The sequence below is a fragment of the Microbacterium sp. NPDC064978 genome (assembly GCF_044543605.1).
Lineage (GTDB): Bacteria > Actinomycetota > Actinomycetes > Actinomycetales > Microbacteriaceae > Microbacterium > Microbacterium meiriae.
In genome coordinates this window covers 66,780-92,994 of record NZ_JBITWF010000004.1, presented here as the reverse complement: position 1 = coordinate 92,994, position 26,215 = coordinate 66,780, and the positions used below count along the sequence as shown (strand labels likewise).

25 protein-coding genes are annotated in these 26,215 nt (G+C 70.9%); 19 read left to right on the top strand and 6 right to left on the bottom strand.

All coding sequences use genetic code 11. The annotated features are described in order from the left end of the window. Nucleotides 1-36 precede the first annotated feature (36 nt). The 3 genes from prpB (at nucleotide 37) to ACIGJI_RS13400 (ending at nucleotide 3,733) form a co-directional block, all read left to right on the top strand. Nucleotides 37-939 carry a methylisocitrate lyase gene (gene prpB / locus ACIGJI_RS13410; RefSeq protein ID WP_259953332.1) on the top strand — a complete coding sequence of 301 codons (903 nt, stop codon included), beginning with the start codon at nucleotides 37-39 and terminating at the stop codon, nucleotides 937-939. 2 nt (nucleotides 940-941) lie between these two features. Further along, the gene (locus ACIGJI_RS13405) at nucleotides 942-2,075 is read left to right on the top strand and encodes a bifunctional 2-methylcitrate synthase/citrate synthase (RefSeq protein ID WP_187662493.1); all 1,134 of its coding nucleotides are present in this window, start codon (nucleotides 942-944) and stop codon (nucleotides 2,073-2,075) included. 170 nt (nucleotides 2,076-2,245) lie between these two features. Further along, a complete protein-coding gene (locus ACIGJI_RS13400; protein ID WP_187662492.1) occupies nucleotides 2,246-3,733 on the top strand; it encodes an MFS transporter in 1,488 nt (495 codons plus the stop codon). Nucleotides 3,734-3,746: 13 nt separating this feature from the next. Here ACIGJI_RS13400 and ACIGJI_RS13395 read toward each other — a convergent pair whose 3' ends face one another. Then, nucleotides 3,747-4,331 (bottom strand): antibiotic biosynthesis monooxygenase, encoded by a 585-nt coding sequence (locus tag ACIGJI_RS13395; RefSeq protein ID WP_187664235.1) that lies wholly within the window; start codon nucleotides 4,329-4,331, stop codon nucleotides 3,747-3,749. 1,017 nt (nucleotides 4,332-5,348) lie between these two features. Between ACIGJI_RS13395 and ACIGJI_RS13390 the strand changes: the two genes are divergently transcribed. From ACIGJI_RS13390 to ACIGJI_RS13375, 4 genes are all read left to right on the top strand, one after another. Continuing rightward, entirely contained in the window at nucleotides 5,349-6,848 is a 1,500-nt protein-coding gene (locus tag ACIGJI_RS13390) for a CoA-acylating methylmalonate-semialdehyde dehydrogenase (protein WP_363446446.1), read from the top strand. 9 nt (nucleotides 6,849-6,857) lie between these two features. Further along, a complete protein-coding gene (locus ACIGJI_RS13385; RefSeq protein WP_268777066.1) occupies nucleotides 6,858-8,039 on the top strand; it encodes an acyl-CoA dehydrogenase family protein in 1,182 nt (393 codons plus the stop codon). After that, the gene (mmsB, locus tag ACIGJI_RS13380; protein ID WP_363446448.1) at nucleotides 8,036-8,914 is read left to right on the top strand and encodes a 3-hydroxyisobutyrate dehydrogenase; all 879 of its coding nucleotides are present in this window, start codon (nucleotides 8,036-8,038) and stop codon (nucleotides 8,912-8,914) included. The genes ACIGJI_RS13385 and mmsB overlap by 4 nt, the downstream gene beginning before the upstream one ends. Nucleotides 8,915-9,019: 105 nt before the next feature. Next, nucleotides 9,020-9,796 carry an enoyl-CoA hydratase-related protein gene (locus ACIGJI_RS13375; RefSeq protein ID WP_363446450.1) on the top strand — a complete coding sequence of 259 codons (777 nt, stop codon included), beginning with the start codon at nucleotides 9,020-9,022 and terminating at the stop codon, nucleotides 9,794-9,796. A gap of 93 nt (nucleotides 9,797-9,889) precedes the next feature. Here ACIGJI_RS13375 and ACIGJI_RS13370 read toward each other — a convergent pair whose 3' ends face one another. The 3 genes from ACIGJI_RS13370 to ACIGJI_RS13360 are packed head-to-tail and all read right to left on the bottom strand — an operon-like array spanning nucleotide 9,890 to nucleotide 11,336. Next, a complete protein-coding gene (locus ACIGJI_RS13370) occupies nucleotides 9,890-10,333 on the bottom strand; it encodes a YdeI/OmpD-associated family protein (protein WP_292795083.1) in 444 nt (147 codons plus the stop codon). Continuing rightward, nucleotides 10,330-10,800: an SRPBCC family protein gene (locus tag ACIGJI_RS13365; protein WP_187662486.1), complete on the bottom strand. Its 471-nt coding sequence runs from the start codon at nucleotides 10,798-10,800 to the stop codon at nucleotides 10,330-10,332. Before ACIGJI_RS13365 ends, ACIGJI_RS13370 begins: the two co-directional genes overlap by 4 nt. After that, on the bottom strand, nucleotides 10,800-11,336 hold the full coding sequence (locus ACIGJI_RS13360; protein ID WP_259953343.1) for a MarR family winged helix-turn-helix transcriptional regulator: 537 nt from the start codon (nucleotides 11,334-11,336) through the stop codon (nucleotides 10,800-10,802). Before ACIGJI_RS13360 ends, ACIGJI_RS13365 begins: the two co-directional genes overlap by 1 nt. 175 nt (nucleotides 11,337-11,511) lie before the next feature. On the opposite strand from ACIGJI_RS13360, the gene ACIGJI_RS13355 reads away from it, so the two are divergent. Genes ACIGJI_RS13355 through ACIGJI_RS13335 form a run of 5 tightly spaced genes read left to right on the top strand, consistent with a single transcriptional unit; the run spans nucleotide 11,512 to nucleotide 16,552 of the window. Further along, on the top strand, nucleotides 11,512-12,288 hold the full coding sequence (locus ACIGJI_RS13355; RefSeq protein WP_363446452.1) for an electron transfer flavoprotein subunit beta/FixA family protein: 777 nt from the start codon (nucleotides 11,512-11,514) through the stop codon (nucleotides 12,286-12,288). Nucleotide 12,289: 1 nt separating this feature from the next. Continuing rightward, a complete protein-coding gene (locus ACIGJI_RS13350) occupies nucleotides 12,290-13,261 on the top strand; it encodes an electron transfer flavoprotein subunit alpha/FixB family protein (protein ID WP_363446454.1) in 972 nt (323 codons plus the stop codon). 2 nt (nucleotides 13,262-13,263) lie between these two features. Continuing rightward, entirely contained in the window at nucleotides 13,264-14,910 is a 1,647-nt protein-coding gene (locus ACIGJI_RS13345; protein ID WP_363446456.1) for a cytochrome b/b6 domain-containing protein, read from the top strand. Between the two features lie 3 nt (nucleotides 14,911-14,913). Next, nucleotides 14,914-15,387, top strand: a complete 474-nt coding sequence (locus ACIGJI_RS13340; protein ID WP_268777072.1) for an ASCH domain-containing protein — start codon at nucleotides 14,914-14,916, stop codon at nucleotides 15,385-15,387. A 13-nt stretch (nucleotides 15,388-15,400) separates the two neighbouring features. After that, nucleotides 15,401-16,552, top strand: coding sequence for an acetyl-CoA C-acetyltransferase (locus ACIGJI_RS13335; RefSeq protein ID WP_363446458.1), 1,152 nt, complete (start codon nucleotides 15,401-15,403; stop codon nucleotides 16,550-16,552). 52 nt (nucleotides 16,553-16,604) lie between these two features. On the opposite strand, the gene ACIGJI_RS13330 is transcribed toward ACIGJI_RS13335, so the two are convergent. Continuing rightward, entirely contained in the window at nucleotides 16,605-17,114 is a 510-nt protein-coding gene (locus ACIGJI_RS13330) for a GNAT family N-acetyltransferase (protein ID WP_060922628.1), read from the bottom strand. 130 nt (nucleotides 17,115-17,244) lie between these two features. Between ACIGJI_RS13330 and ACIGJI_RS13325 the strand changes: the two genes are divergently transcribed. The 7 genes from ACIGJI_RS13325 to rocD all read left to right on the top strand — a co-directional run bounded on the left by ACIGJI_RS13325 (nucleotide 17,245) and on the right by rocD (nucleotide 25,802). Next, a complete protein-coding gene (locus ACIGJI_RS13325; RefSeq protein WP_187662479.1) occupies nucleotides 17,245-17,805 on the top strand; it encodes an acyl-CoA thioesterase in 561 nt (186 codons plus the stop codon). 64 nt (nucleotides 17,806-17,869) lie between these two features. Further along, a complete protein-coding gene (locus ACIGJI_RS13320; RefSeq protein WP_363446460.1) occupies nucleotides 17,870-21,544 on the top strand; it encodes a bifunctional proline dehydrogenase/L-glutamate gamma-semialdehyde dehydrogenase in 3,675 nt (1,224 codons plus the stop codon). Nucleotides 21,545-21,829: 285 nt separating this feature from the next. Further along, nucleotides 21,830-22,264 carry a hypothetical protein gene (locus ACIGJI_RS13315; protein ID WP_363446462.1) on the top strand — a complete coding sequence of 145 codons (435 nt, stop codon included), beginning with the start codon at nucleotides 21,830-21,832 and terminating at the stop codon, nucleotides 22,262-22,264. Beyond that, entirely contained in the window at nucleotides 22,264-22,494 is a 231-nt protein-coding gene (locus ACIGJI_RS13310) for a helix-turn-helix transcriptional regulator (RefSeq protein WP_259953354.1), read from the top strand. The genes ACIGJI_RS13315 and ACIGJI_RS13310 overlap by 1 nt, the downstream gene beginning before the upstream one ends. Then, the gene (locus ACIGJI_RS13305) at nucleotides 22,491-23,489 is read left to right on the top strand and encodes an NAD(P)-dependent alcohol dehydrogenase (protein ID WP_363446464.1); all 999 of its coding nucleotides are present in this window, start codon (nucleotides 22,491-22,493) and stop codon (nucleotides 23,487-23,489) included. The genes ACIGJI_RS13310 and ACIGJI_RS13305 overlap by 4 nt, the downstream gene beginning before the upstream one ends. A gap of 163 nt (nucleotides 23,490-23,652) precedes the next feature. Next, nucleotides 23,653-24,531 (top strand): dimethylargininase, encoded by an 879-nt coding sequence (ddaH, locus tag ACIGJI_RS13300; RefSeq protein WP_187662474.1) that lies wholly within the window; start codon nucleotides 23,653-23,655, stop codon nucleotides 24,529-24,531. 65 nt (nucleotides 24,532-24,596) lie between these two features. Next, nucleotides 24,597-25,802: an ornithine--oxo-acid transaminase gene (gene rocD / locus ACIGJI_RS13295; RefSeq protein ID WP_363446538.1), complete on the top strand. Its 1,206-nt coding sequence runs from the start codon at nucleotides 24,597-24,599 to the stop codon at nucleotides 25,800-25,802. A 90-nt stretch (nucleotides 25,803-25,892) separates the two neighbouring features. Here the strand turns inward: rocD and ACIGJI_RS13290 are convergent, their stop codons facing one another. After that, nucleotides 25,893-26,177: a hypothetical protein gene (locus ACIGJI_RS13290; RefSeq protein ID WP_025105431.1), complete on the bottom strand. Its 285-nt coding sequence runs from the start codon at nucleotides 26,175-26,177 to the stop codon at nucleotides 25,893-25,895. Nucleotides 26,178-26,215 lie beyond the last annotated feature (38 nt).

Genomic DNA, 26,215 nt, shown 5'->3' with positions numbered 1-26,215 from the left:
CCTGAGCTGTGAACACCGATCGAAGGGGAGCAACTGATGCTGTACTCCACCACGACGCCGGCCGAGAAGCGGCGCCTGTTCCGGGAACGGCTCGCCTCCGGGGAGCTGCTGCGCTTCCCCGGCGCGTTCAACCCCCTGAGCGCCCGACTGATCGAGCAGAAGGGGTTCGAGGGTGTCTACATCTCGGGCGCCGTGCTCTCCGCCGACCTCGGCCTGCCCGACATCGGCCTCACCACGCTCACCGAGGTCGCCGGGCGGGCGAAGCAGATCGCTCGGATGACCGACCTCCCCGCGATCGTCGACGCCGACACCGGCTTCGGCGAGCCGATGAACGTCGCCCGCACGATCCAGGAGCTCGAGGACGCCGGCCTCGCGGGAACGCACATCGAGGACCAGATCAACCCGAAACGCTGCGGCCACCTCGACGGCAAGGCCGTGGTCGACGAGGACACCGCGATCAAGCGCATCCGCGCAGCCGCCGACGCCCGCCGTGACGAGAACTTCCTGATCATGGCGCGCACCGACATCCGGGCGATCGAGGGGCTGGACGCGGCGATCGACCGGGCCCAGGCGCTCGTCGACGCGGGAGCCGATGCGATCTTCCCCGAGGCCATGCGCACGATCGGCGAGTTCGAGGCCATGGCCGCGGCGCTGGACGTGCCGATCCTGGCGAACATGACCGAGTTCGGCAAGAGCGAGCTGTTCTCCGTCGACAGTCTCCGCGACGCCGGGGTGCGGATGGTGATCTGGCCGGTGTCGCTGCTGCGCATCTCGATGGGGGCCGCGGGCCGCGCACTGGATACGCTGAACGACGAGGGGCACCTGACCTCGAAGCTCGGCGAGATGCAGCACCGCGCCGACCTCTACGAGCTGATCGACTACGAGTCGTACAACCGTTTCGACTCCGGCGTCTTCAACTTCACCGTTACGAAGGAGTGACCATGACCGAGCCGGACATCAAGAAGGGCCTCGCGGGCGTCGTCGTCGACACGACGGCGATCTCGAAGGTCAACCCCGAGACGAACAGCCTGCTCTACCGCGGCTATCCCGTGCAGGAGCTCGCCGACACGCAGTCCTTCGAGGCGGTGGCGTACCTGCTGTGGAACGGCGAGCTGCCGACGGGCGACGAGCTGGCCGCGTTCCGGCTGGAGGAGCGCAAGCACCGCGCCCTGGCCGACAACGTCAAGGCCGCCATCGATCTCGTGCCGCTCGAGGCGCATCCGATGGACGAGGTGCGCACCGCGGTCAGCCTGATCGGCGCATCGGACCCCGAGGCCGGCGGCTCGGTGCTCGATGCCGGTGGCAGCCCGGAGCAGAACCTGGCGCGCAGCATCCGCCTGTTCGCGGCGCTGCCGGCCATCGTCGCCTACGGTCAGCGTCGCCGTCGTGGCCAGGAGCTCATCCCTCCGCGCGACGACCTCGACTACTCGGCGAACTTCCTCTGGATGACGTTCGGGGAAGAGGCCGACGACGTCGTGGTCGACGCCTTCAACCGGTCGATGATCCTCTACGCCGAGCACTCCTTCAACGCCTCGACCTTCACCGCCCGGGTCATCACCTCGACCCTCAGCGACATCTACTCGGCTGTGGTCGGGGCCATCGGTGCGCTCAAGGGCCCGCTGCACGGCGGGGCGAACGAGGCCGTGCTGCACATCTTCAAGGAGATCGGATCGGCGGACGCCGTCGAGACCTGGCTCGACAAGGCTCTCGCGGAGAAGCGCAAGATCATGGGCTTCGGACACCGCGTCTACAAGAACGGCGACTCACGGGTGCCGACCATGAAGGCCGCGCTCGACACCCTCGTCGCGCACTACGGCCGGGAGGACGTCGCCGAGCTGTACGACGCGCTGGAGTCGCAGTTCGTCGAGCGCAAGGGCATCCACCCGAACCTCGACTACCCGTCCGGTCCCGCGTACAGCCTCATCGGCTTCGACACGCTCACCTTCACGCCGCTGTTCGTCGCGGCGCGGGTGACGGGATGGACGGCCCACGTCATCGAGCAGGCCGGCGCGAACGCCCTGATCCGTCCGCTGTCCCACTACGACGGCCCCGACGAGCGGCACGTGGCCGGCTGACCTCTCCGTTCGAATCGCCGGAATGGCTCCATCTCACCGCGGGATGGAGCCATTCGCGCGATTCGGAGCAGTAGCGTGCCGACGGCCCCCGGGTCAAGCGGATGCGGCGGATTTCCGGGAGGAGTAAACCGGATCCGGGACGAAAGCATGTCCCACGAGAAGGAGGCCCCATGTCCGCGTCCGACGTCACCGTCAAGGAGGTCCGGTCGCTCGTCCCCGCGCGCATGGACCGGCTCCCCTGGTCGCGCTTCCACTGGATGATCGTCGTCGGACTCGGGTTCTCCTGGATCCTCGACGGCCTCGAGGTGCAGATCGTCGCGGCCAACGGCTACGCGCAGACGCTGGGGATGGGTCCCGCCGAGGTCGGCCTCGCCGGCACCTGCTACCTGCTCGGCCAGGTGTTCGGCGCCCTCGTGTTCGGCCGCCTCGCCGACCGCCTCGGCCGCAAGAACCTCTTCCTGCTCTCGCTCGGGGTGTACCTCGTCGGGTCGGCCGTCGCCGGTCTCGCGTTCGCCCCCTGGTTCTTCTACATCTGGCGCTTCGTCGCCGGCGCGGGAATCGGCGGTGAGTACGCGGCGATCAACTCGGCCATCGACGAGATCATCCCCGCGAAGTACCGCGGCCGCGTCGACATCGCCATCAACGGCACCTACTGGGGTGGCGCGGCGCTCGGTGCCGTGGCCAACATGTTCTTCCTCAACACCGACCTCCTCCCCGCCGACATCGGCTGGCGGCTGAGCTTCTTCGTCGGTCCGATCCTCGGCATCCTCATCATCTGGCTGCGGCGGCACATCCCGGAGAGCCCCCGCTGGCAGATGACGCACGGCCGCGAGGAGGAGGCGGAGCGCAACGTCGACGAGATCGAGGAGCGCATCCGCAAGGAGGGCAAGTCGATCGAGCCCGTGGACGAGAGCAAAGCCATCACGGTCAAGGAGTACGGCAGCGTCCCGCTCCTCGTGATCGCGAAGGTGCTGTTCAAGAAGTACCCGCGGCGCACGCTCGTCGGCATCACCATGATGGTGACGCAGTCCTTCCTCTACAACGCGATCTTCTTCACGTACGCGCTCGTGCTGGAGAACTTCTACGACACCCCGCCGGCGTCCGCATCGCAGTACTTCATCGTCTTCGCGGTCGGCAACCTCGCGGGCGCCCTCATCCTCGGCCACTTCTTCGACACGTGGGGTCGTCGGCGGATGCTGTTCGGCACCTATGTGCTCGCGGGTCTGATCCTGCTCGTCAGCGCCTTCCTCTTCAACGCGGGTGTGCTGAACGCGGGCACGCACACGGCGTTCTGGTGCGCGTCGTTCTTCTTCGCCTCGGCCGGTGCGTCCGCCGCGTACCTGACCGTGAGCGAGATCTTCCCACTCGAGCTGCGCAGCCAGGTGATCTCCTACGTGTTCTCCATCGGGCAGCTCGTCGGCGCGGTCGCCCCGGTTCTCTACGGCGCGCTGATCGGCGCGAGCGCGGAGTCGGGCGACCGCGGTCCGCTGTTCTGGGGGTACGTGCTCGGCGCGGCGATCATGATGTTCGGCGGTGTCGTGTGCGGTGTCTTCGGCGTCAGTGCGGCCGGGAAGTCGCTGGAGGACATCGCCGATCCGCTGTCGCTCGTGGAACCGGCGAAGAAGGGCGTCACCCCGGGGTCGGAGTCCGGCTCCTGAGAAGGCGGTTCCGCTAGCGGGCGAGCCAGTTCCGCAGGGAGCGCGTGACGAACGGCAGCACCCAGTACGTCATGATCGGCGTGAGCACGAGGGTGGTGATGAGCACGCGGAGCCACAGCGGAACGACGTCCCATCCCGGCACCGGGCTCATGGCGTAGGTGAACGCGAGGTTCACGGGGAAGAAGCCGAGCCAGATCGAGACGGCCTGCTTCCACCGCGGCGGCGCCGGGGCGACGGTCACGGTGCTCGTCGTGCCGTCCGGGTCGACGACGGGGATGGAGCCGGTGGACGGCTCGTCGAACCAGCCCTCGATGCCCGAGCGGCGCTTGGACCTCTCGCTGCGGACGAAGCCCTGGCCCATCGACAGCCACCAGGCGCGTTCCCCGGACTGCTCCCACGCGGTGAGCGCGTCCTCGCTCGCGAAGCGGTAGAGCATGTGCCAGACCTGCGAGTCCTCGCCCGCGCGGACCCAGCCGGAGCCGAGGAAGCCCGGGTACTTCGTCGCGAGGTTCACCCCGGTCTGCACCCACGCGGTCGCCTCGGCGATGCGCTCCGGGTCGACCTCGCGGCGGATGGAGACGGTGACGGGTTCGGACACAGGGGCGGATGCGGACATGGTGCGGTCCTCGAGGTGAGCGGCGTCGGGGTGCGGACGCGGGGCGACGGCGCCAGGGTCGCGGCGCCTGGTCGATTCTAGTTCTCCTTCGAGTCGCGCGATTGGCTCCAGATCCGGGCCGGATGCCGCCAGCATCTCCCGCAGCTCATCGATCGTCGCCCAGGGCTGCCACGCGACATCCGGCCGCCCGACCCCCGGCCTCCAGCGTCGGCAGAAGTAGTCGCCGAGCGCCACCAGGTCCGCGAGCGGCAGCGTGCCGAGGGGGACCCAGGTCGCGGCGGGGGAGGTCACCCGGAGGCCGTCCCGATAACGGATCGAGGTGAGGCTGGACAGCGTGCGGTGTCCGGTCACGCCGCGGGCGCGAGGGATCGGGATCCCGCCGGACGCGCTGACGTGGAGGGCGAGGTCGTCCGCCGTCGCGACGCTCCCGCGGTCGTCGAAGGCGAGCGGTAGCGGGCCTCCCCAGATCGAGGCCGCGGTCTCGTGGCTGAAGAAGTGTCCGGTCGGATCCGCGCAATCGACCGCGGCTCACGCCGTGCAGCCGCGCCGTCCGTACCGCGAAGTCCACCCCGAAGCGGGCCGGAAGCTCGTGTCGTCGTCCCATGCCCCCACGCTCCCACCGCTGCTGTCGGGCTGGGTCCGGTCTCCACAGCCCCGGTTCGAATCGCGCGCTGTGCTCCATCCCCGGGCGAAATGGAGCAAGGCAAGCGATTCGAAGGGAAGAAGAAGACCCCCGCCGACCCGATTCGGCGGGGGTCTCGGGAGCGAGAGTGCTCACCGTGTGCACGGGAGACGCGACTACCCGATCCGGTCTGAGTCTGTGCCGTGCATCTGCAGTTGTAATCGGCCCAGGTGGCCAGCGGGTGAACGAGGGGCGAACGGCGCCGTGCGGCCACTCGTCTGCCCGACGACAAGAGATACAAGGACGTCCTCGTATTTTCACGGTCGTCGGAGTAAACTCGCCGATGTGCCAAAGAGGGCACGGAGGGATGTCGCACAATGACCCGTACTATCTCGCACTTCGTGGGCGGAACGCATGTCACCCCGGAAGACGGCCGCTTCGCCGACGTCTTCGACCCGAGCACCGGCGCCGTGCAGGCCCGGGTGCCGCTCGCATCCGCGGATGAGGTGCGCCGCGTCATCGCGAACGCCGAGCAGGCCCAGGCCGCGTGGGCGGCGACCAACCCGCAGAAGCGCGCCCGCGTCCTCCTGCGGTTCCTCGACCTCGTGCAGCAGGAGATGACCTCGCTCGCCGAACTCCTCGCGAGCGAGCACGGCAAGACCGTCGACGACGCCAAGGGTGACATCCAGCGGGGTCTCGAGGTCATCGAGTTCTCCGCCGGGGCCCCGCACCTGCTCAAGGGCGAGTACTCCACCGGTGCCGGGGCCGGCATCGACGTGTACTCGATGCGGCAGCCGCTCGGGGTCGTCGCGGCGATCACGCCCTTCAACTTCCCCGCCATGATCCCGCTGTGGAAGGCCGGCCCCGCCCTCGCCGCCGGCAACGCCGTGGTGCTCAAGCCGAGCGAGCGCGACCCCTCGGTGCCCGTGCGTCTCGCCGAGCTGTTCCTCGAGGCGGGCCTGCCCGCCGGTGTCCTCAACGTCGTGCACGGAGACAAGGAGGCGGTGGACACGCTGCTCACCGACAACCGGATCCGCGCGGTCGGCTTCGTGGGCTCCACGCCCATCGCCGAGTACATCTACGCCACCGCGGCCGCTCACGGCAAGCGGGCGCAGTGCTTCGGCGGCGCGAAGAACCACATGATCGTGATGCCCGACGCCGACCTCGACCAGGCCGTCGACGCCCTCATCGGCGCCGGCTACGGCTCCGCGGGGGAGCGGTGCATGGCCATCTCCGTCGCGGTCCCGGTCGGCGAGGAGACCGCGGACGCCCTCGCCGCCAAGCTCACCGAACGCGTCGCCCAGCTGCGCGTCGGGCCGTCCCTGGCGAAGGATGTCGACTACGGCCCCCTCGTCACGAGCGCCGCGGTCGAGCGGGTTGAGGGCTACATCCAGCAGGGGATCGATGAGGGGGCGACACTGCTCGCCGACGGCCGCGGCTTCACGGTCCCCGGGCACGAGGAGGGCTTCTACCTCGGACCGACGCTCTTCGACCACGTGACCACCGACATGGCGATCTACCGCGAGGAGATCTTCGGCCCGGTGCTCGTGATCGCCCGCGCCGCCGACTACGAGGAGGCGCTGCGCATGGCCTCCGAGCACGAATACGGCAACGGCGTCGCCATCTTCACGCGCGACGGCGATGCCGCCCGCGACTTCGCCGCCCGGGTGGAGGTCGGGATGGTGGGCGTGAACGTGCCCATCCCGGTGCCGATCGCCTACTACACATTCGGCGGCTGGAAGCGCAGCGGCTTCGGCGACCTCAACCAGCACGGCGCCGACGCCTTCCGCTTCTACACGAAGACCAAGACCGTGACGAGCCGCTGGCCGTCGGGGATCCGCGAGGGCGCGAGCTTCGTGATCCCCACCATGCACTAAGGACACGCGATGACCATGACCACTGTCACCACCACTGACGAGGAGCGCGAGGCGATCCTCGACGCCGTGCGGGAGTTCGCCGATGCGGAGCTCGCTCCGTTCGCCGCCGAACGCGACGAGAAGCACCTGTTCCCGCGGGAGTCGCTCCAGCGCGGTGGCGAACTCGGCCTCGGCGGGATCTACGTGAGCGAGGAGTTCGGCGGCACGGGGCTCACCCGCGTCGACACCGTCGCCATCTTCGAGGAGCTCGCCAAGGCCGACCCCGCCGTGGCCGCCTACATCTCCATCCACAACATGGTGGTGTGGATGATCGACACCTACGGCGACGACGAGCAGCGGTCGCGCTGGCTGCCGTCGCTGACCGCCATGCAGGAGTTCGGCGGCTACTGCCTCACGGAGCCGGGAGCCGGATCCGACGCGGCGAACATCGCGACCAGTGCCGTCCGCGAGGGCGACGAGTACGTGCTGACCGGGGTGAAGCAGTTCATCTCCGGAGCCGGTGAGGCCGCGGTGTACGTCGTCATGGCGCGGACCGGCGAGCCGGGAGCCCGGGGCATCAGCGCCTTCCTCGTCCCCGGCGACGCGGAGAACCTGAGCTTCGGCGCCCCGGAGAAGAAGATGGGGTGGCACGCGCAGCCCACCCGTCCCGTGATCATGGACGGCGTGCGGGTGCCGGCGTCCGCGATGCTCGGCGACGAGGGCCGCGGCTTCGCGATCGCGATGTCGGCGCTCAACGGCGGACGCCTCAACATCGCGGCGTGCTCGATCGGCGGTGCGCAGGCAGCGCTCGACAAGGCCGTGCAGTACGTGCACGAGCGCGTCGCGTTCGGGGAGCCGCTGGCGGAGAAGCAGTCGATCCTCTTCGCGATCGCCGACATGCGCACCGACCTGCAGGCGGCGAGGCTGATGATGCGCGACGGCGCGCAGGCAGTGGACGAGAAGGCGCCGGACGCGACGATGCGGTGCGCGATGGCCAAGCGCTTCGCGACCGACGCCGGCTTCGAGGTGGCCAACCGCGCCCTCCAGCTGCACGGCGGCTACGGCTACCTGCAGGACTACGGCATCGAGAAGATCGTCCGCGACCTCCGCGTGCATCAGATCCTCGAGGGGACGAACGAGATCATGCGCCTCATCGTGGGGCGGGAGATGCTGCGACCCGCGGGGTCGACGTCGATGCGGAGCGCCTCATGACCCGCGTGGCCTTCCTCGGCCTCGGCCACATGGGCCTGCCGATGGCGAAGAACCTCGTCGCCGCCGGACACGAGGTGCACGGCTTCGACCTCGTGCCCGCGGCGCTCGAGGCGGCCGGGACGGCCGGGATCCCCGTGGCGGCGAGCGGCGCGGAGGCGGTGACGGACGCGGAGGTCGTGGTGACGATGTTCCCGGCGGGGAAGCACGTCATCGAGGCCTACCGCACGGAGCTGCTGGCAGCCGCGCGCCCCGGAACGCTGTTCATCGAGTCGTCGACCATCGCGGTGGACGAGGCGCGGGCCGCTCATGCGCTCGCGCTCGCCGCGGGCCATCGGCACATCGACGCCCCGGTCTCCGGAGGTGTGGTCGGGGCGGAGGCCGGGACCCTGGCGTTCATGGTCGGGGGCTCCGACGACGACTTCTCGGCGGCGCTTCCGCTGCTGGAGATCATGGGGAAGCGCATCGTGCACTGCGGCGGACCGGGACTCGGACAGGCGGCGAAGGTCTGCAACAACATGGTGCTCGCGGTGTCGCAGATCGCCGTGGCCGAGGCGTTCGTGCTGGGCGAGCGGCTCGGACTCGAGCATCAGGCCCTGTTCGATGTGGTGTCCCAGGCGTCGGGGCAGTGCTGGGCACTCACCACGAACTGTCCCGTCCCCGGCCCGGTGCCCACGAGCCCCGCGAACCGGGACTACCAGCCGGGATTCGCCGGAGCCCTCATGGCGAAGGACCTCGGTCTCGCGCTGCAGGCCATCGAGCAGACCTCGACGGATGCCCGGATGGGTCGTCTGGCGCAGGAGCTGTACGCCGCCTACGCCGCCGGCGACGGCGCCGCCCGCGACTTCTCCGGCATCATCACCGACATCCGCGGCTGACCCCGGCTTTCGAATCGCCTGAATGGTCGCGAATCCGGCCGAAATGCAGCACATCGGGCGATTCGAAGGGGAGGGTGGATGACAAACGACAGGAAGGCGGCAGCGATGACCGAGTACGAGACGATCCTGGTGGAGCAGCGCGGACGCGTGGGGTGGATCACCCTCCACCGTCCGGAGGCGCTCAACGCGCTGAACAGCCGGCTCGCCGAGGAGGTCACCGCGGCCGCGCAGGCCTTCGATCTGGATGACGGGATCGGGGCGATCGTCCTGACCGGCTCCGAGAAGGCCTTCGCGGCCGGTGCCGACATCAAGGAGATGGAGGGCATGTCCGCGGCGGAGATGCTCGAGACCGACCACTTCGGCGTCTGGCACGACTTCGCTGCCGTGCGCACCCCGGTCATCGCGGCCGTCTCCGGATTCGCGCTCGGCGGCGGCTGCGAGCTGGCGATGATGTGCGACATCATCCTCGCCGCGGACACTGCGAAGTTCGGACAGCCGGAGATCAACCTCGGGGTGATCCCCGGAATGGGCGGCACGCAGCGGCTCATCCGCGCGGTCGGGTACTACAAGGCCGCGGAGCTCGTGCTGTCCGGCCGCTTCATGGGGGCCGAGGAAGCGGAGCGTTCCGGACTCGTGTCCCGCGTCGTCCCGGCGACGGACCTCCTGGCCGAGGCGACGACGCTGGCGGAGACGATCGCGTCGAAGTCGCTGCCGTCGGTCTACGCCGCCAAGGCCGCGCTCGATGCGGCGATGGAGACGACGCTGTCCGCCGGCCTCGCCCACGAGAAGCAGGCGTTCGCGGCGCTGTTCGACACGCACGACCAGAAGGAGGGGATGGCGGCCTTCCGCGAGAAGCGCACGCCGGACTTCCAGAACCGCTGATCGCGGTTCACAACTCAGGAGGTCGAGTCGCGGAGCCGGCGTTCTGCGGTTGCGCGTGGTTGTGGGCCGCAATTCTCCTGAGTTGTGGACGGGTCAGCCGCGCAGGGACTCCACGATCTTCGCGATCCGGCGCTCGCGCGTTGCGTCCTGCTTGGCGTCGGCGACCGCCCTGGCGTGCTCCTTCCGCGCTGAGGGGGAGAGGGCGTCGAAGGCCGCGCGCACCGCGGGGTCGACGTCGAGGGCGGCGGCCAGGGCGGCCGGCACCTCGACCGTCCGCTCTGCGGTGTCGAGCCGGATCACGGCGTCCACCTCCTGGTCGATCTCCACCGCGAGGTCTGCGCGGGCGGCCTTGCTGAGACCGATCATGTTCTCGCCGCCCATCCGGGCCAGGCGCAGGCGGGCGGTGCGGCCGCCGATCGTGACCGCGACCGGGAAGGTCTTGCCCGCGCCGAAGGAGGCCACCTGTTCGTCGGTGAGGAGGATCGCCGCGGCGGGACCGCGACCGGTGAGGACGGTGTGCACGCGCAGTTCGCTCATGCAGGAAGAGTACGCCCGCCGTCCTCGATCGCGGCGACGAGGGCGGTGTTGCGCTCCGCGATCAGCCGCTCCATGTACCGCCCCAGGACCAGGGCGTCGACGAGGCGGCCGAGGGGCCCGAAAGGCGACCGGAACACGACGGTGTCCCGCATGAGGGTGCCACGCGGGTGCTCCTCGAACACATGCTCGTGCCGGAGCTCGCGGAACGGTCCGGCGATCTGACGGTCCGTGAACCGATGCGGCGCGTCGATGTCGAACACCACGGAGCGCAGGCGGAACGGGATGCCGAAGTGCCGCGCGCGCCAGGTCACCGTGGACCCCTCGGTGAACGCGCCGCCCGCAGGCTCCTCGATCATGGTCTCGCTGTAGCGCGCCATGGACTGCAGATGCAGTTCGGGGTCCAGTGCCGCGGCGAAGACGACCGGGCGGGGCGCCGCGATCACGGTGTCGAGCACGAACCGGGGCATCAGAGCGGTTCGGGGAGGGGGCGCGGATCGATGAAGTCGCCGGCGTCACGGCGCAGGCGGGCGACGATGGCGACGAGCTCCGCGGCGTCGGCCTCGCTCATGCCGGGGTCGGCGAAGACGTCGGCGTTCAGGGCGGTCGTGGCGCGCTCGACGAGGTCGCGCCCGGCGTCGGTCAGGGCGAGCATCGCGGCGCGTCCGTCGTGGGGGTGCGGTTCGCGGATCACGAGGCCGTCGCGCACGAGCCGCTCGGCGGTGCTGGTGATGGTGGTGGCGTGGACCTGCAGGCGCGCGACGACGCTCGACAGCGGCAGTCGTCCGGCCCGGCTGAAGGCGAGCAGCCGGAGCACCTCGTACCGCGCGAAGCTCAGCGCGAATGGTTTGAGGGCCGCGTCGACGCGGGCGAGGAGGAGCTGCTGTGCCCGCATCACCGACGTGACGACCGTCATGCCGTCTGCGGCCTCGGTCCAGCCGTGCGCGATCCACTGCCGCTTCGCCTCGGCGAGCGGGTCGACGGGAAGCGGGCGGGGTCGGACCACGTCTCTACGGTACCGGCGTGGGGCGCCCCCGGTCGCCAGCGGCGAGCCGAGGACGGCAGCTGTCGACTATGTATACATTCGTGACCGAAATGTCGGGTGCAGCCTGCGGATCCCTCTGCCTTTGGCTACATAGAAGAGCGGGCGGATAGACTCAGCGTGTCGTGAGGAGCATTCGATGAAGATCTTCGTCCTGGTCAAAGAGGTGCCGGACACCTATGGTGATCGCACGTTGAATCTGGAGACCGGCCTCGCCGATCGCGGCGCCGGGGATGTGGTCCTCGACGAGATCACGGAACGGGCCCTCGAGGTCGCTCTCTCCTACGCCGACAAGAACGAGGGCACCGAGGTCGTGGCCCTCACGATGGCGCCGGAGAGCGCGACCGCGTCGGTGCGACGCGCCCTCGCGATCGGCGCCGCCTCCGCGATCCACATCGTCGACGAGCAGCTCGTCGGTGCTGACCTGGGACGCACCGCCGAGGTCCTCGCCGCCGCGATCCGCCGTGGCGCCCCCGACCTCGTCATCACCGGCAACCTGTCCACCGACGGCGCCGGTGGCGTCCTGCCCGCGATGCTCGCCGAGCACCTCGGCTGGGCGCAGGCCACCGCCCTCTCCGCGGTCGAGATCACGGCCGACGGCATCTCCGGCACCCGGGGCGCGGACGCGGGGAACCAGCAGGTGACCGCGCCGCTGCCCGCCGTGATCTCCATCACCGAGGCGCTCCCTGACGCCCGGTTCCCGAACTTCAAGGGGATCATGGCGGCGAAGAAGAAGCCGCTGGAGGTGCTGTCCCTCGCCGACCTCGACGTGTCGGCCGACCCCGCGGCGGCTCCGCGCACCATCATGACCGCCGTCTCCGAGAAGCCTCCGCGGGCGGCCGGTGTCAAGATCACCGACGAGGGCGATGCCGCCGAGAAGCTCGTCGAGTTCCTCGTGCAGAACAGGCTGGTGTGACATGGCGTACCCCGAGAACCCGATCCTCGTGCTCCTCGACGTCGACCCGTCCGGCGAGCTCGCCAGCAGCACCGCCGGACTCCTCGGCGCGGCGGCGGGCATCGGCACCCCGGTGGCGTTGATCGTCGGCGGTTCCGAGTCCGCGGTCGCCACGGCCGCGGCGGCCGGAGCCGCGGTCGTGCTCACGGCCGAGGGCGACCCGTCGGCGCTCACGGTCCCGATCGTCGACGCGCTGCAGGCCGCCGCCGCGCAGGTGCAGCCCGAAGCCGTCCTCATCTCGAACTCGATCTCCGGGCGCGATGTCGCCGGCCGGTTCGCGGTGCGATCGAAGAGCGCTCTCGCCGTGGATGCCGTCGGGGTCTCCCGCGACGACGAGGGCATCGTCGCCCACCACTCGGTCTACGGTGGGGCGTACCTCGTCGATGCGGCCGCGACGTACGGCACGCTCGTCGTCACGGTGCGGCAGGGCGCGGTGGAGGCCAGGGCCGAGGCGGTCGCCTCCCCGCAGATCGAGAAGCTCGCGGTCACCCCGTCCGGAGCGGTCGCCGCGACGGCGGGCCCCGTCGAGACCGTCGAGGCCACCTCGTCCCGTCCCGAGCTGCGCGGAGCGACCCGCGTCGTCTCCGGTGGCCGCGGCCTCGCGTCGAAGGAGAAGTTCGTGCTCGTCGAGGAGCTCGCCGACGCTCTCGGCGCGGCCGTGGGTGCCTCGCGCGCCGCGGTCGACGCGGGCTACATCCCGCAGTCCCACCAGGTCGGGCAGACCGGGGTCTCGGTGTCGCCGCAGCTCTATGTCGCGCTCGGGATCTCCGGCGCGATCCAGCACCGCGCCGGCATGCAGACGTCGAAGAACATCGTGGCGATCAACAAGGACCCGGAGGCGCCGATCTTCGACGTCGCCGACTTCGGCATCGTCGGCGACGTGTTCGCGATCGTCCCGCAGGTGATCGCCGCGCTCGAGGCGCGGAAGAAGTAGTCATGGCGACGCGGGTGCTGCGCCGCGGGCTTCCGCGGGTGCCGGGGGGCGAGCCGTGGCCGCCCGCCGATGCGACGGTCGAGACCGTCGATGCTGCCGTCGCCGTCGAGGCGCCGGTGGCGACGCCGGTCTCTGCGACGACGGAGGGCGGGGAGGACGGCCCCGCTGCGGTCACGCCGGACGCCACCGGCGTCCAGGCTGCGCAGCCGGACGCCGCGCCGCGTCGGGCGCTCCGCCGGGGTCTCCCGCGCGTTCCCGGCGGTGAGCCCTGGCCGCCGTCTACGGCCGCGCCCGCGGCGTCGTCCGCACCCGCCGTGGTGCCGGGCGAGACCGCACCTTCCACCGCGGCGTCCGCCGCGCCCGTTGCGCCTCCTGCCGCGCCCGCTGCCGCCGCGTCGTCCGCCGCGCCGGCTCGGACTCCTGCTGCGGCGCCCGCTCCCGAGACGCCCGCCGCAGGCGAGAGCGTCCGCCGCGGACTGCCCCGAGTCCCGGGTGGCGAGCCCTGGCCCCCCGCGGGGACGGTGCCCGCCCGTCCGACCTCCGCTCCGTCCCCGGCCGTGGCGGCGGATGTCTCCGCGATCCCGGAGACGGCGGCGCCGTCCGCGACCCTCGTCTCCGAGCCCGCCGCTGTCCCGGGGACCGCGCTCGCCACCGGCGCCGACATCAGCGCGCCGCTGCCCTGGACCCGTACGGTCTGGAACGGTCGAGCACCGCGGCATCTCCCGGCCGCCGCCTCGGCGGCCGCGACCGCTCGCCGGCGCCCGACCTGGACCCAGGCGATCGCGACGCTGTTCGGCGCCGCCGCCCTCGGCGTGCTCGCGGCCGCGGCCGTGGCCCTCGTCCGCACGCTGCTGAGCCTCCCGTTCATGCAGGACTTCCTGGCGGCCTTCCCTGGCGAGTACGGGCCACCGATCCCGGTCGAGCCCGGCTTCGCGCCGTGGGTCAACTGGGCGCACTTCTTCAACATGTTCCTGATCGTGCTGATCATCCGCTCGGGGCTGCAGGTGCGCACCGAGAAGCGGCCGAGCGTGTTCTGGTCCCCGCGGAACAACCCGAAGGGCAAGATCAGCCTGAACCTCTGGTTCCACCAGGCGCTCGACATCCTGTGGCTGGTCAACGGCGTGATCTTCGTCGTCCTGCTGTTCGTCACCGGGCACTGGGTGCGGATCGTGCCGACGAGCTGGGAGGTGTTCCCGAACGCGCTGTCGGCGGCCCTCCAGTACATCTCGTTCGACTGGCCGCACGAGAACGGCTGGAACAACTACAACAGCCTGCAGCAGCTCGCCTACTTCGTCACCGTCTTCCTCGCGGCGCCGCTCGCCGCGGTCACCGGGTTCCGCATGTCGGGGCTCTGGCCCAAGAGGGCGGAGCGCCTGTCGAAGGCGTACCCGGTGGAGTGGGCGCGTGCCCTGCACTTCCCGGTGATGCTCTACTTCGTGGCGTTCATCATCGCGCACGTCGCCCTCGTGATGCTGACCGGCTTCCTGCGGAACCTCAACCACATGTTCGCCGCGCAGGATGCCGCGACGTGGACGGGGTTCTGGGTGTTCATCGCCTCGCTCGTCGTGATCGCGGTCGCCTGGGTCGCTGCGCGTCCGCTCGTGCTCGCCCCGATCGCGAAGGCGTTCGGCAAGGTCTCGGGGCGCTGATCCATGACCGATCGCACCGCCATCGAGGACTACTGGCGCGAGGCCCGCATCGCGCTGCCCCACCTGCCGGAGCCTCTTCCCGAGGCGTGGGGTTTCGGCGCGACGCCGGAGCACGCCGACGAGCTCCTGGAGCTCGTGCTCGCGGGTATCAAGGTGGGCACGGCGTCCTCTCTCTGGGACTACGAGGAGTCGGGGGATCCGCTGCCGACCGTCGGCGAGCTCAGCATCATCCTCGATGGGACCGGCGCTCCGCGCGCCGTGATCGAGACCACGGCGATCGACATCGTTCCGTTCGACGAGGTCGACGAGGCGCACGCCTTCGCCGAGGGGGAGGGGGATCGCACCCTGGCGCACTGGCGCGAGGTGCACGAGCGCTACTGGCGCACCCACTCCGAGAACCCGCGCGGCTACGAACCCGATATGCCGGTGCTGTGCGAGCGCTTCCGGCTGCTCCTGCCGGCCGGCACGGAGGACTGAGAAGAGGGAGATCATGGCAGAGGCCTACATCGTCGACGCGGTCCGTTCGCCGGTCGGACGCCGTGGCGGCGCTCTCGCGGAGATCCACCCCGCCGACCTCGGCGCGCACAGTCTGCGGGCCCTCGTCGATCGGATCGGCATCGACCCCGGCGCCGTGGACGACGTGATCCTCGGAGCCATCGATGCGATCGGCGGGCAGGCCGGGAACGTCGCGCGCACCGCGTCGCTCGTCGCCGGCTTCCCGGAACACGTGCCGGGCGTCACGATCGATCGGCAATGCGGATCGAGTCAGCAGGCCGTGCACTTCGCCGCGCAGGCGGTGCTCAGTGGCACCAGCGACCTCGTGATCGCCGGCGGGCTGCAGAACATGTCGCGGATCCCGCTCACCGCGGCCGCGACCGTCGGCCGGGAGTACGGCTTCACGACGCCGTACGCCGAGTCCCCCGGGTGGCGGGAGCGCTACGGCGACCAGGAGATCTCGCAGTTCCGCGGAGCGGAGCTCATCGCCGAGCGGTGGGACATCTCACGGGAGGAGATGGAGAGGTACGCGCTGGAGAGCCACCGCCGGGCGGCCCGGGCCCAGGACGAGGGGCGGTTCGCGGCGGAGATCGCGCCGCTCGCCGGGCTCGACCACGACGAGGGCGTGCGCCGGGACACCACCCTCGAACGCATGGCGGGATTGCAGCCGCTCGCGCCCGGTGGACGGATCACCGCCGCCGTCGCGTCGCAGATCAGCGATGCGTCGAGTGCCGTGCTCATCGCCAGTGCGCGGGCGGTGCAGGAGCACGGCCTCACGCCGCGGGCCCGCATCCACCACGTCTCCGTCCGCGGCGACGACCCCGTGCTCATGCTCACGGCACCGATCCCGGCGACCCGGCACGCGCTGGAGCGCACGGGGCTCCGGATCGATGACATCGACCTGTTCGAGGTCAACGAGGCGTTCGCCTCCGTCGTGCTCGCCTGGATGCGCGAGACCGGTGCGCCGCACGAGAAGGTCAACGTCAACGGCGGCGGCATCGCACTGGGGCATCCGATCGGCGCGACGGGCACCCGCATCCTCGCGACCCTGCTGAACGAGCTCGAGCGCACCGGCGGACGGTACGGCCTGCAGACGATGTGCGAGGGCGGCGGCGTCGCGAACGTCACGATCATCGAACGCCTCTGAGCGCAGACGAAAGGGCCGCCCCGCGGGGCGGCCCTTTCGGTGAGGACGAGGGTCAGGGGCGCACGAAGCGGACCTCGGTGAGCGTCTCGCCCAGGAACGGCTCGGTGTGCGCCGCGCCGTCGAGGTGGAACCCGTTGCGCGTGTAGAAACGGTGCGCGCGAGGGTTGTCCTCGGCGACCCAGAGGTAGAGCGGCTCGTCCTTCTCGACGGCCGCGTCGAAGAGCTTCTGTCCGATGCCCGTCGAGTGGTAGGCGTCGAGCAGGTAGATGAAGTACAGCTCGCGGAACGCCGGGGCGTCCTTGTCGCGGGCCGGACCCGAGCCGACGAAGCCGACGATCTCGCCGTCGACGAGCGCCGCGTTCATCTTGAAGTCGGGGCCCTGCGAGGCCCAGTGCGTCCACAGCTCGGCCATGCGGCGGGGCGAGACCTTCTCCAGCGCCGCCTTGCTGATGAGGTGATCGTAGGTCTCGTGCCAGCACTGCGCATGCACGCGACCGAGGGCTTCCGCATCCACATCACGGACCGGACGGACGATGACTTCGGGCTGGGCTTCGGCGCTCATGCGGTGACTCTACGGCGGGTCCGTGGAAATCGGAAATCGGGATGACGGCCCGTGGGAGGCCCTTCGACGGCATGGAGGAATCGGACAACGAAGTTCGACCGTCGTGCGCGGATGGCTACGATCAGTCCTCGTGAATGTGATCTGGCGGACCCTCCTCGTGATCCTCGGTGCACGTCGTCGCGTACGGCAGGGGAAGACCCTCGACCCCACCGCCGTCGGCACCGTCACCGTGACCACCCTGCCCACGGACCTCGACATCCTCCGCCACATGAACAACGGCCGGTACCTGTCGCTGTTCGACCTGGGCCGCTGGGACCACCTCATCCGCACGGGGCTGTTCGACGTGATGAAGGAGCAGGGCTGGTACGCGGTGGTCTCCAGCGAGACCATCACCTTCCGCAAGTCGCTCCAGCTCTGGCAGCGGTTCGAGGTGCAGTCGCGCTTCATCGGGCACGACGAGAAGGCGCTGTTCCTGGAGCACCGGGCCGTGGTCGCCGGCGAGGTCTACGCCAGGGCCATCGTGCGGGCCCGCGTGCTGCGCCGGTCCGGCGGCACGGTCAGCAACGAGGAGCTGTTCGCCGCGGTGGGCAAGCCCGACGGGGTGCCCGAGATCGACGCGTGGGTGCACGACTGGGCCGCCGCGTCCGCTCTGCCTCCCGTGCGCACGCCCGCCCCCAGCATCTGGAACTGACCCGACTGCGGCCCGCCCGGTCGGGCACCCCGGGATTCCGCGACCGGAGACCTAGGGTGGTCACATGGCAGAGTCGTCGTCATCCTCCGCGGAGGCGGGGGCATCCGCATCCCTCGCCGATCAGGCCGTCGAACTCGCGCGCCGTTGGGTGATCGAGGCGGCTGCGGCCGACGTCGACCCCGCCGCCGAGCGTCTCGCCGGCGTCCTCCGCGACGCCAACGGCCTGCCGTTCACCCTCGGTTTCGTCGACGGCGTGATGCGGCCGGAGAGCCTGACCGCTGCGGCCGCCCAGCTGCGCCGGATCGCGCCCATCGTGCCGGAGTTCCTGCCGTGGTACCTGCGCTCCGCCGTGCGGCTCGGCGGCGGGGTCGCCCCGGTGCTGCCGACGCCGGTCGTGCCGATCGCGCGGCGGGCGCTGCGCGAGATGGTGGGACATCTCGTGGTGGACGCCCGGCCGGCGAAGCTCGGACCCGCCATCGAGAAGCTGCGGGAGTCGGGGTCGCGACTGAACCTCAACCTCCTCGGGGAGGCGGTGCTCGGGGAGGCGGAGGCGCAGCGGCGGCTCGACGGCATCCACGAGCTCATCCGGCGTCCGGATGTCGACTACGTGTCGGTCAAGGTCTCCGCCATCGTCAGCCGCATCTCGATGTGGGGCTTCGACGAGGTCGTCGAGCGGGTCATCGACCGGCTGCTCCCTCTCTACGTGACGGCTGCGGAAGACGGCACCTTCATCAACCTCGACATGGAGGAGTACCGCGACCTCGACCTCACGATCGCCGTCTTCACGCGGATCCTGGAGGACCCTCGGCTCACCGGACTCGAGGCCGGGATCGTGCTGCAGGCCTACCTGCCCGACGCGCTGCCGGCGTTGCAGGAGCTCACCGCCTGGGCACAGGATCGCGTGATCCACGGCGGGGCCCGCATCAAGGTGCGCCTCGTGAAGGGCGCGAACCTCGCGATGGAGCACGTCGAGGCGACCCTGCACGGATGGACGCCCGCGCCCTACGACACGAAGCTCGACACCGACGCCAACTACCTGCGCTGCCTGGACTGGGCGCTGCAGCCCGAGCACACGACCGCCGTGCGGATCGGGGTGGCCGGCCACAACCTCTTCGGCATCGCCCATGCGTGGCTGCTCGCCGGGGAGCGCGGGGTCCGCGACGCGGTCGAGTTCGAGATGCTGCTCGGCATGGCTCAGGGGCAGGTGCAGGCGGTGTCCCGCGAAGTGGGTCCGGTGCTGCTGTACGTGCCGGTCGTCGCGCCCGCCGAGTTCGATGTGGCCATCAGCTACCTCGTGCGGCGGCTGGAGGAGAACGCGTCGTCCGAGAACTTCCTCTCCGCGGCGTTCCACCTGCACGACGACGAGTCCCTCTTCGCGCGGGAGGCCGAGCGCTTCCTCGACGCCCTGGACCGGGCGGGGGACCCGGCCCTCGGCCTCGGCCCGCGGCGCACCCAGGACCGCCTCGCGCCCGTGCACGAGTCCGTGCGCCCCGCCCCGGTCGGTCCGGCGGCGGAGGCCGACCTCACGAAGGCGGTGCTCGGCATCGTGCGCGGCTCCGACGACACCGACACCGGCGCCTACCTCGAGACCGCCGTGTACGCCGCGCGCGAGCGCGGGGAGGACACCGGGGGCGCCCCGGGCTTCGTGAACACGGCCGATACCGACCTCGCCCTCCCCGCCAATCGTGAGTGGGCGGCGGGGATCCGTGCGAGGCTCGCGGACTCGACGGTCGGGAGGGATGTCCTGGACGCGGCCCGCGTCGATGACGCCGATGACCTCGGCCGCATCGTGCGCGGCGTGCAGGGCGCGGCGGCAGCGTGGGGATCACGTCCCGCGGCCGAGCGGGCGGAGGTGCTGCTGCGCGCGGCGGCCGCTCTCGAGTCCCGCCGCGGGGAGCTGATCGAGGTCGCGGCCGCGGAGACCGGCAAGGTCTCCGCCGAGGCCGACGTCGAGGTGAGCGAGGCCGTCGACTTCGCTCGGTACTACGCCGCGACGTGCCGCGAGCTCGATGCGATCTCCGGCGCCGTGTTCGTCCCCGCCCGGGTGACCGTCGTCGCTCCGCCGTGGAACTTCCCCCTCGCGATCCCTGCCGGTGGCGTTCTGGCGGCGCTCGCCGCGGGGTCCGGCGTCGTCCTCAAGCCCGCCCCGCAGGCACGCAGGTGCGCGGCGGTGCTCGTGGCGGCGCTGTGGGAGGGCGGCGTGCCCCGCGAAGCCCTCGCTCTCGTCGACATCGAGGAAGGCGACCTCGGCCGTGCCCTCATCACGGACGAGGCCGTGGACCGGGTGATCCTCACCGGCTCGTGGGAGACCGCGGCGCTGTTCCGCTCCTGGCGCCCCGACCTGCCTCTGCTCGCGGAGACCAGCGGCAAGAACGCGATGATCATCACGCCCTCGGCCGACCTCGACCTCGCCGTGGCCGACCTCGTGAAGAGCGCGTTCGGGCACGCGGGGCAGAAATGCTCCGCGGCGTCGCTCGCGATCCTCGTCGGGCCGGTGGGGCGCTCGCAGCGCTTCGCGCGTCAGCTCGCCGACGCGGTCCGCTCGCTGCGGGTCGGGTGGCCCTCGGATCCGCTCGCCGAGGTGGGCCCCGTCATCGAGAAGCCCGAGGGCAAGCTCGCCTGGGCCCTCTCCGAGCTGGAGGGCGACGAGCGGTGGCTCATCGAACCCGCCCTGGACCCCGCCGACGACGGCAGTGGACGGCTCTGGCGCCCCGGCGTGCGGGTCGGCGTGCAGTCCGGCTCCCGCTTCCACACCGAGGAGTTCTTCGGACCTGTCCTCGGGATCATGCATGCCCCGACCCTCGCGAAGGCCGTCGACCTGCAGAACGCGGTCGCCTACGGTCTCACGGCGGGGCTCCACACCCAGGATCCCGACGACCTGGCCTTCTGGCTCGACCGCGTGCAGGCCGGGAACCTCTACGTCAATCGCGGCACGACGGGAGCGATCGTACAGCGGCAGCCGTTCGGCGGGTGGAAGCGCTCCTCCGTCGGCGCCGGCGCCAAGCCCGGCGGGCCGAACCACCTCATCGGGCTCGGAACGTGGCGCGCGCAGCACGGGTCCCCGGCGTCGAGCACCCTCCACCTCCGCGGGCTCGACTCCCGGATCACCGGGCTCATCGAGGCCGCGCAGCCCTCCCTCCCGTTCGAGTCGTTCGAGTGGCTTCGACGGTCCGCCCTGTCGGACGCGCTGGCCTGGGACCGGGAGTTCGGCCGGGTGCGGGATGTCTCGCGGCTGGAGATCGAGCGCAACCTCTTCCGGTATCGGCCCGTGCCGGTGGAGATCCGCGCCACCGAGGACGCCGCCCTGCACGATCTGCTGCGGGTCGTGATCGCGGGGGTGCGCGCGGGGGCGGGCTTCGTCGTGTCCACTCCGGTCGGGCTTCCGGCGGGCGTGCGGCATGCTCTGGGCGACCTCGACGCCGTGGTGTTCCTGGAGACCGAGGCCGAGTGGCTCCAGCGGATGCAGGCGACCGCGGGTGAGGGGTCCTCGGGTGATGCCGAGGGTCCGGTGCTTCCGCGGCATGAGCGTGTGCGGCTCGTGGGCGGACGGGAGTCGGTGGCGGCGCTGCACGCGGCGCTGGCGGTCGCGACGGGCGGTGATCCGGACCTCGCGGTGTACGACGCGGAGGTGACGGCGGCCGCCCGCATCGAGCTCCTTCCCTTCGTGCACGAGCAGTCCGTCTCGATCACCGCCCACCGCTACGGAAACCCCGACCCCTGGAGCGCCTCCGTCATCTGACCCCCGCCCGTCTCCGGTGCGGGTGCCGGTGCCGGTGCGGTGCGGTGCGGTGCCGTGCGGGCTCGAAAAGGTGCCTTGCGAGCCTCCGGCAGGTGCGTTTTCGATCCCGCTTCGGGATGCGCGGGACATGCGGGATCGGAAACGGGCGGGAGCGGCGGCTCGGGGGTGCGATTGTGATCCCGGAAGAGACTGCGCGGGGACGGAATGCGGGTGTAAAAGATTCTTGACACGGGTGCGATGCGGACGTACTCTCGTGTCAAGAATCTTTGACACGAGGAGAAGCGCATGGTCTACGAGGAGCGCAACGTCTGGGCCGGGCTCATCGTCAGTCCGATCGTCGCGATCGTCTACGTGGTGCTGCTGCTGCAGCAGGCCGGTGGAGGTCCGTTCACCGCGACGGACTGGTTCCCGCTGATGCTGTGGACGATCGGCGGGGGCATCGTCGGGACGATCGTGCTCAGCATCCTCTGGGGCATCATCGCCGGGATGTCCGATCCGGACGGCGTCGGCCGCTCCGACATCCGAGACCGGGACATCGGCCGGATGGGGGCGCGTGTGGAGCAGGCCTTCGTCGCCATCGCCGGCCTCGGGGTCATCGTCCTGTGCGGTCTCGGTGCCGACGTGTTCTGGATCGCGAACACCATGTTCGCCGGGTTCCTCGTGGCCGCCGTCGTCGGTGGCGTCGCTCGGGCGATCGCGTACCGTCGGGGGCTGCTCTGATGGTCAAACCGACCCTCGTCTCCAACAGCATCCGCGCCCACCGCGAGCGTGCCGGACTCACGCAGGCCGAGCTCGCTCGCACGATCGGGGTCACGAGGCAGACGCTCATCGCGATCGAACAGCAGAAGTACTCGCCGACGCTCGAGCTCGCGTTCCAGATCGCCCGGGCCTTCGGCGTCGGGATCGACGACCTGTTCGCGTATCCCACCGACCCCGGAGGTCTCGCATGACCGAGACGATGCCCGCCTGGACCCGGGAGACGTACGGCCCGGCCGCCGGGACGACGCTGACCCGCCTGCCCGTGCCGCAGCCCCACCGGGGAGAGGTCGTGCTGCGCGTGCAGGCCACCGCCCTCAACGCCGGCGACGTGCGGCTGCTCCTCGGCGATCCGCTGCTGGTCCGGCCTTTCTTCGGCCTCACGCGCCCGAAGCACCCGGTGCGGGGGCTCGACGTCGCGGGCACCGTCGTGGCGGTCGGCGCCGACGTCGTGAACGCCGAACTCGGCGAACTCGTGGTGGGAGAGCTGCAGGGTGGAGGCGGCCTCGCCTCCCACGCCCGCATCGCGGCCGACCGCGTCGTGCCCGTGCCCCCGGATGTGACGCCCGAGGCGGCGGCCTGCCTGCCGATCGCCGGAGGCACCGCGTGGCAGGCGCTCGATGCCGCCGGGGTGGGGCTGCGCCACCGTGCGCAGCGGGTCCTCGTGATCGGGGCGTCCGGCGGCGTGGGGACCTTCGCCGTGCAGCTCGCGGCGCTCCGTGGGGCCGAGGTCTGGGCGACGTGCCGTCCACGGAACGCCCTGCTGCTGGAGCGTCTCGGAGCCGTGCGCACGCTCGACCACCGCACGTCTCCGCTCACGCACCTGCCCTCCGCCCGGTTCGACGCCGTCATGGACCTCGCGGGAGGTGTGCCAATCCGCGAGCTGCAGCGTCTCGTCCGCACGGGTGGTCGCGTGGTGCTGGTGACGGGCGACGGCGGACGCGTACTCGGTCCGGTGCCGCGGATGATCCGCGCCGCCGTGCTCTCGGTCCGCGGACCCCGGGTGGTGTCCCTCGCGGCGACCTCGCACCCGGAGATCCTCGCGAAGCTGCTCGAGCTCGTGGAGGAAGGGCACCTGGTCCCCGTGATCGAGCGCACCTACCCGTTCGCCGAGGCCGTGTCGGCGCTCGCGCACGTCGAGGCCGGGCACACGGTCGGCAAGGTCGTGGTGACGCAGCGCGAGGGCTGATGACGACACGGGACGGATGCTGGTGGCGCCCAGGGTCCGGTGGCACAATGGTCACCGGCGTGCCCGAGTCGCATCTTCCCCTCCGCCTCTTCCGAGCAGGGGGTCGAAGGACCGCCGGGCCCCTGGACAGCGTCCGCCGCGCCCGTTCACACGAGGAGCATCCATGTCGACGCCGGAGACCGCCGTCACCACCGCCCCCACGCGCACCGCGCACCGCCGCCACTACCTGATGTGCCGTCCCGAGCACTTCACGGTGAACTACTCCATCAATCCGTGGATGGAGCCGTCGCGGCCGACCGACACCGCCAACGCCGTCGCCCAGTGGCAGAAGCTCTACGACCTGTATGTCGAGCTCGGCCACGAGGTCGAGCTCATCGATCCGCTCCCCGGATACCCGGACATGGTCTACACGGCCAACGGCGGCTTCCTCATCGACGGGCGCGCCTACGTGCCGGAGTTCCGGTTCGTGGAGCGGCAGGGGGAGGCTCCGGCCTTCGCCGACTGGTTCCGCGCCGCCGGCTACGACACCGTCATGCCGGAGGAGGTCAACGAGGGCGAGGGCGACTTCCTGCTCGTCGGCGACGTGATCCTCGCCGGCACGGGCTTCCGCTCCACCGGCGACAGCCACCGCGAGGTCGGCGAGGTCTTCGGCCGCGAGGTCGTGTCGCTCAACCTCACCGACCCCCGCTTCTACCACCTGGACACCGCGATCGCGGTGCTCGACCCCGTGCAGGGCGTGGAGAACGGCGGTCCGGAGCGGGCGAACATCGCCTACCTCCCCGGGGCCTTCGACGACGCCAGCCGTGCCGAGCTGGAGAAGCGCTTCCCCGACGCGATCCTCGTGTCGGACGAGGACGGCGCGGTGTTCGGCCTGAACTCCTCGAGCGACGGCTACAACGTCATCATCTCGCCGCGGGCGAAGGGCTTCGAGCAGCAGCTCCGGGAGCGCGGCTACAACCCGATCACCGTCGACCTGTCCGAGCTCCTCCTCGGTGGCGGCGGGATCAAGTGCTGCACGCTCGAGCTGCGGGGTGCGAAGTGACGATCGAGCAGACGGCGGGCGCTTCGACCCTTCGACAGGCTCAGGGCGCTTCGACGAGCTCAGCGATTCTTCGACAGGCTCAGGGACCCACCGCGGTCGCGGAGCCGCACGTCGCGCACAACTACCACCCGCTGCCGGTGATGATCGCGCGCGGCGAGGGAGCGTGGGTGACCGATGTCGAGGGCAAGCGCTACCTCGACCTGCTCGCGGCCTATTCCGCGGTCAACTTCGGGCACCGTCACCCCGCGCTCGTCGCGGCCCTGACCGAGCAGCTCGGTCGGGTCACGCTCGTCAGCCGGGCGTTCCAGAGCGACATGCTGGAGCCCTTCGCGGCCGCGCTCGCCGAGCTCTGCGGCAAGGAGCTCGTCCTGCCGATGAACACGGGCGCCGAGGCGGTGGAGACCGGCATCAAGGTCGCCAGGGCGTGGGGCTACCGCGTGAAGGGCATCCCCGAGGGGAAGGCGCGGATCGTCGTGGCGAAGGGCAACTTCCACGGCCGTACGACGACGATCGTGAGCTTCAGCGACGACGAGACCGCGCACGACGACTTCGGTCCCTACACGCCCGGCTTCGACCGCGTGCCGTTCGGCGACGCGGAGGCGATCGCCGCGGCGATCACCGAGGACACGGCGGGCGTGCTCGTGGAGCCGATCCAGGGCGAGGCCGGTGTGGTGATCCCGCCGGAGGGGTACCTCCGCCGCATCCGTGAGATCTGCGACGAGAAGAACGTGCTGTTCATCGCCGACGAGATCCAGGCCGGGCTCGGACGTGTCGGCGAGACGTTCGCGTGCGACCGCGAGGGTGTCGTGCCGGACCTGTACCTGCTGGGCAAGGCGCTCGGCGGTGGCATCCTCCCGGTCTCGGCCGTGGTGGGGAACACCGATGTGCTGGGCGTGATCCGTCCCGGTGAGCACGGCTCCACGTTCGGCGGCAACCCGCTCGCGGCGGCCGTCGGCCTGCGCGTGGTGGAGATGCTGCAGACGGGCGAGTTCCAGGAGCGTGCGCGGGCACTCGGCGCACACCTGGAGCAGGCGCTGCAGCCGCTGATCGGCCACGGTGTCACGGGCGTGCGCATCGCCGGGCTGTGGGCGGGCGTCGACATCGACCCCGCGATCGGTTCGGGCCGAGAGATCGCGGAGAAGCTGCTCGACCGGGGTGTGCTCGTGAAGGACACGCACGGGCAGACCATCCGCATCGCGCCGCCGCTCGTCATCCGGGCGACCGAGCTCGACTGGGCCGTCGAGCAGCTCAAGGTGGTGCTCGACGCCTGACCGCGGCCGACCCACCCCCTTCTGCACGACCCACCCCCTTGCGAACGTTCGCAAGGGGGTGGCTCGTCTCGAAAGGGGTGGGTCGACGGCTCAGGCCGGCGGGGAGTCGGGGTCGAGCGTGCGGAGGGTGTCCTCCTCGGCGGCGTTGTCGGCCGCGAGCTCGTCCTCGGTGTTCTCGTCGCCGCCCAGCGGCGCGTCGTGGCCGGGGCCGGAACTGCCCTGGATGGCGCCACCGGTCGACTCGCCGCGGGAGCTGTCGCCCTGGATTGCGCCGCCGGTGCCGTCGCCCTGGCCGGAGTTCTCGTCAGGGACGTCGACGCCGGGAGCGCCTTCGGCCGGATCCTGCGGGTGCGGGGTGCTCATGTTCTCGTCCATGACACGACGCTACGACCGCCGGGCCGTGATGAGGAAGG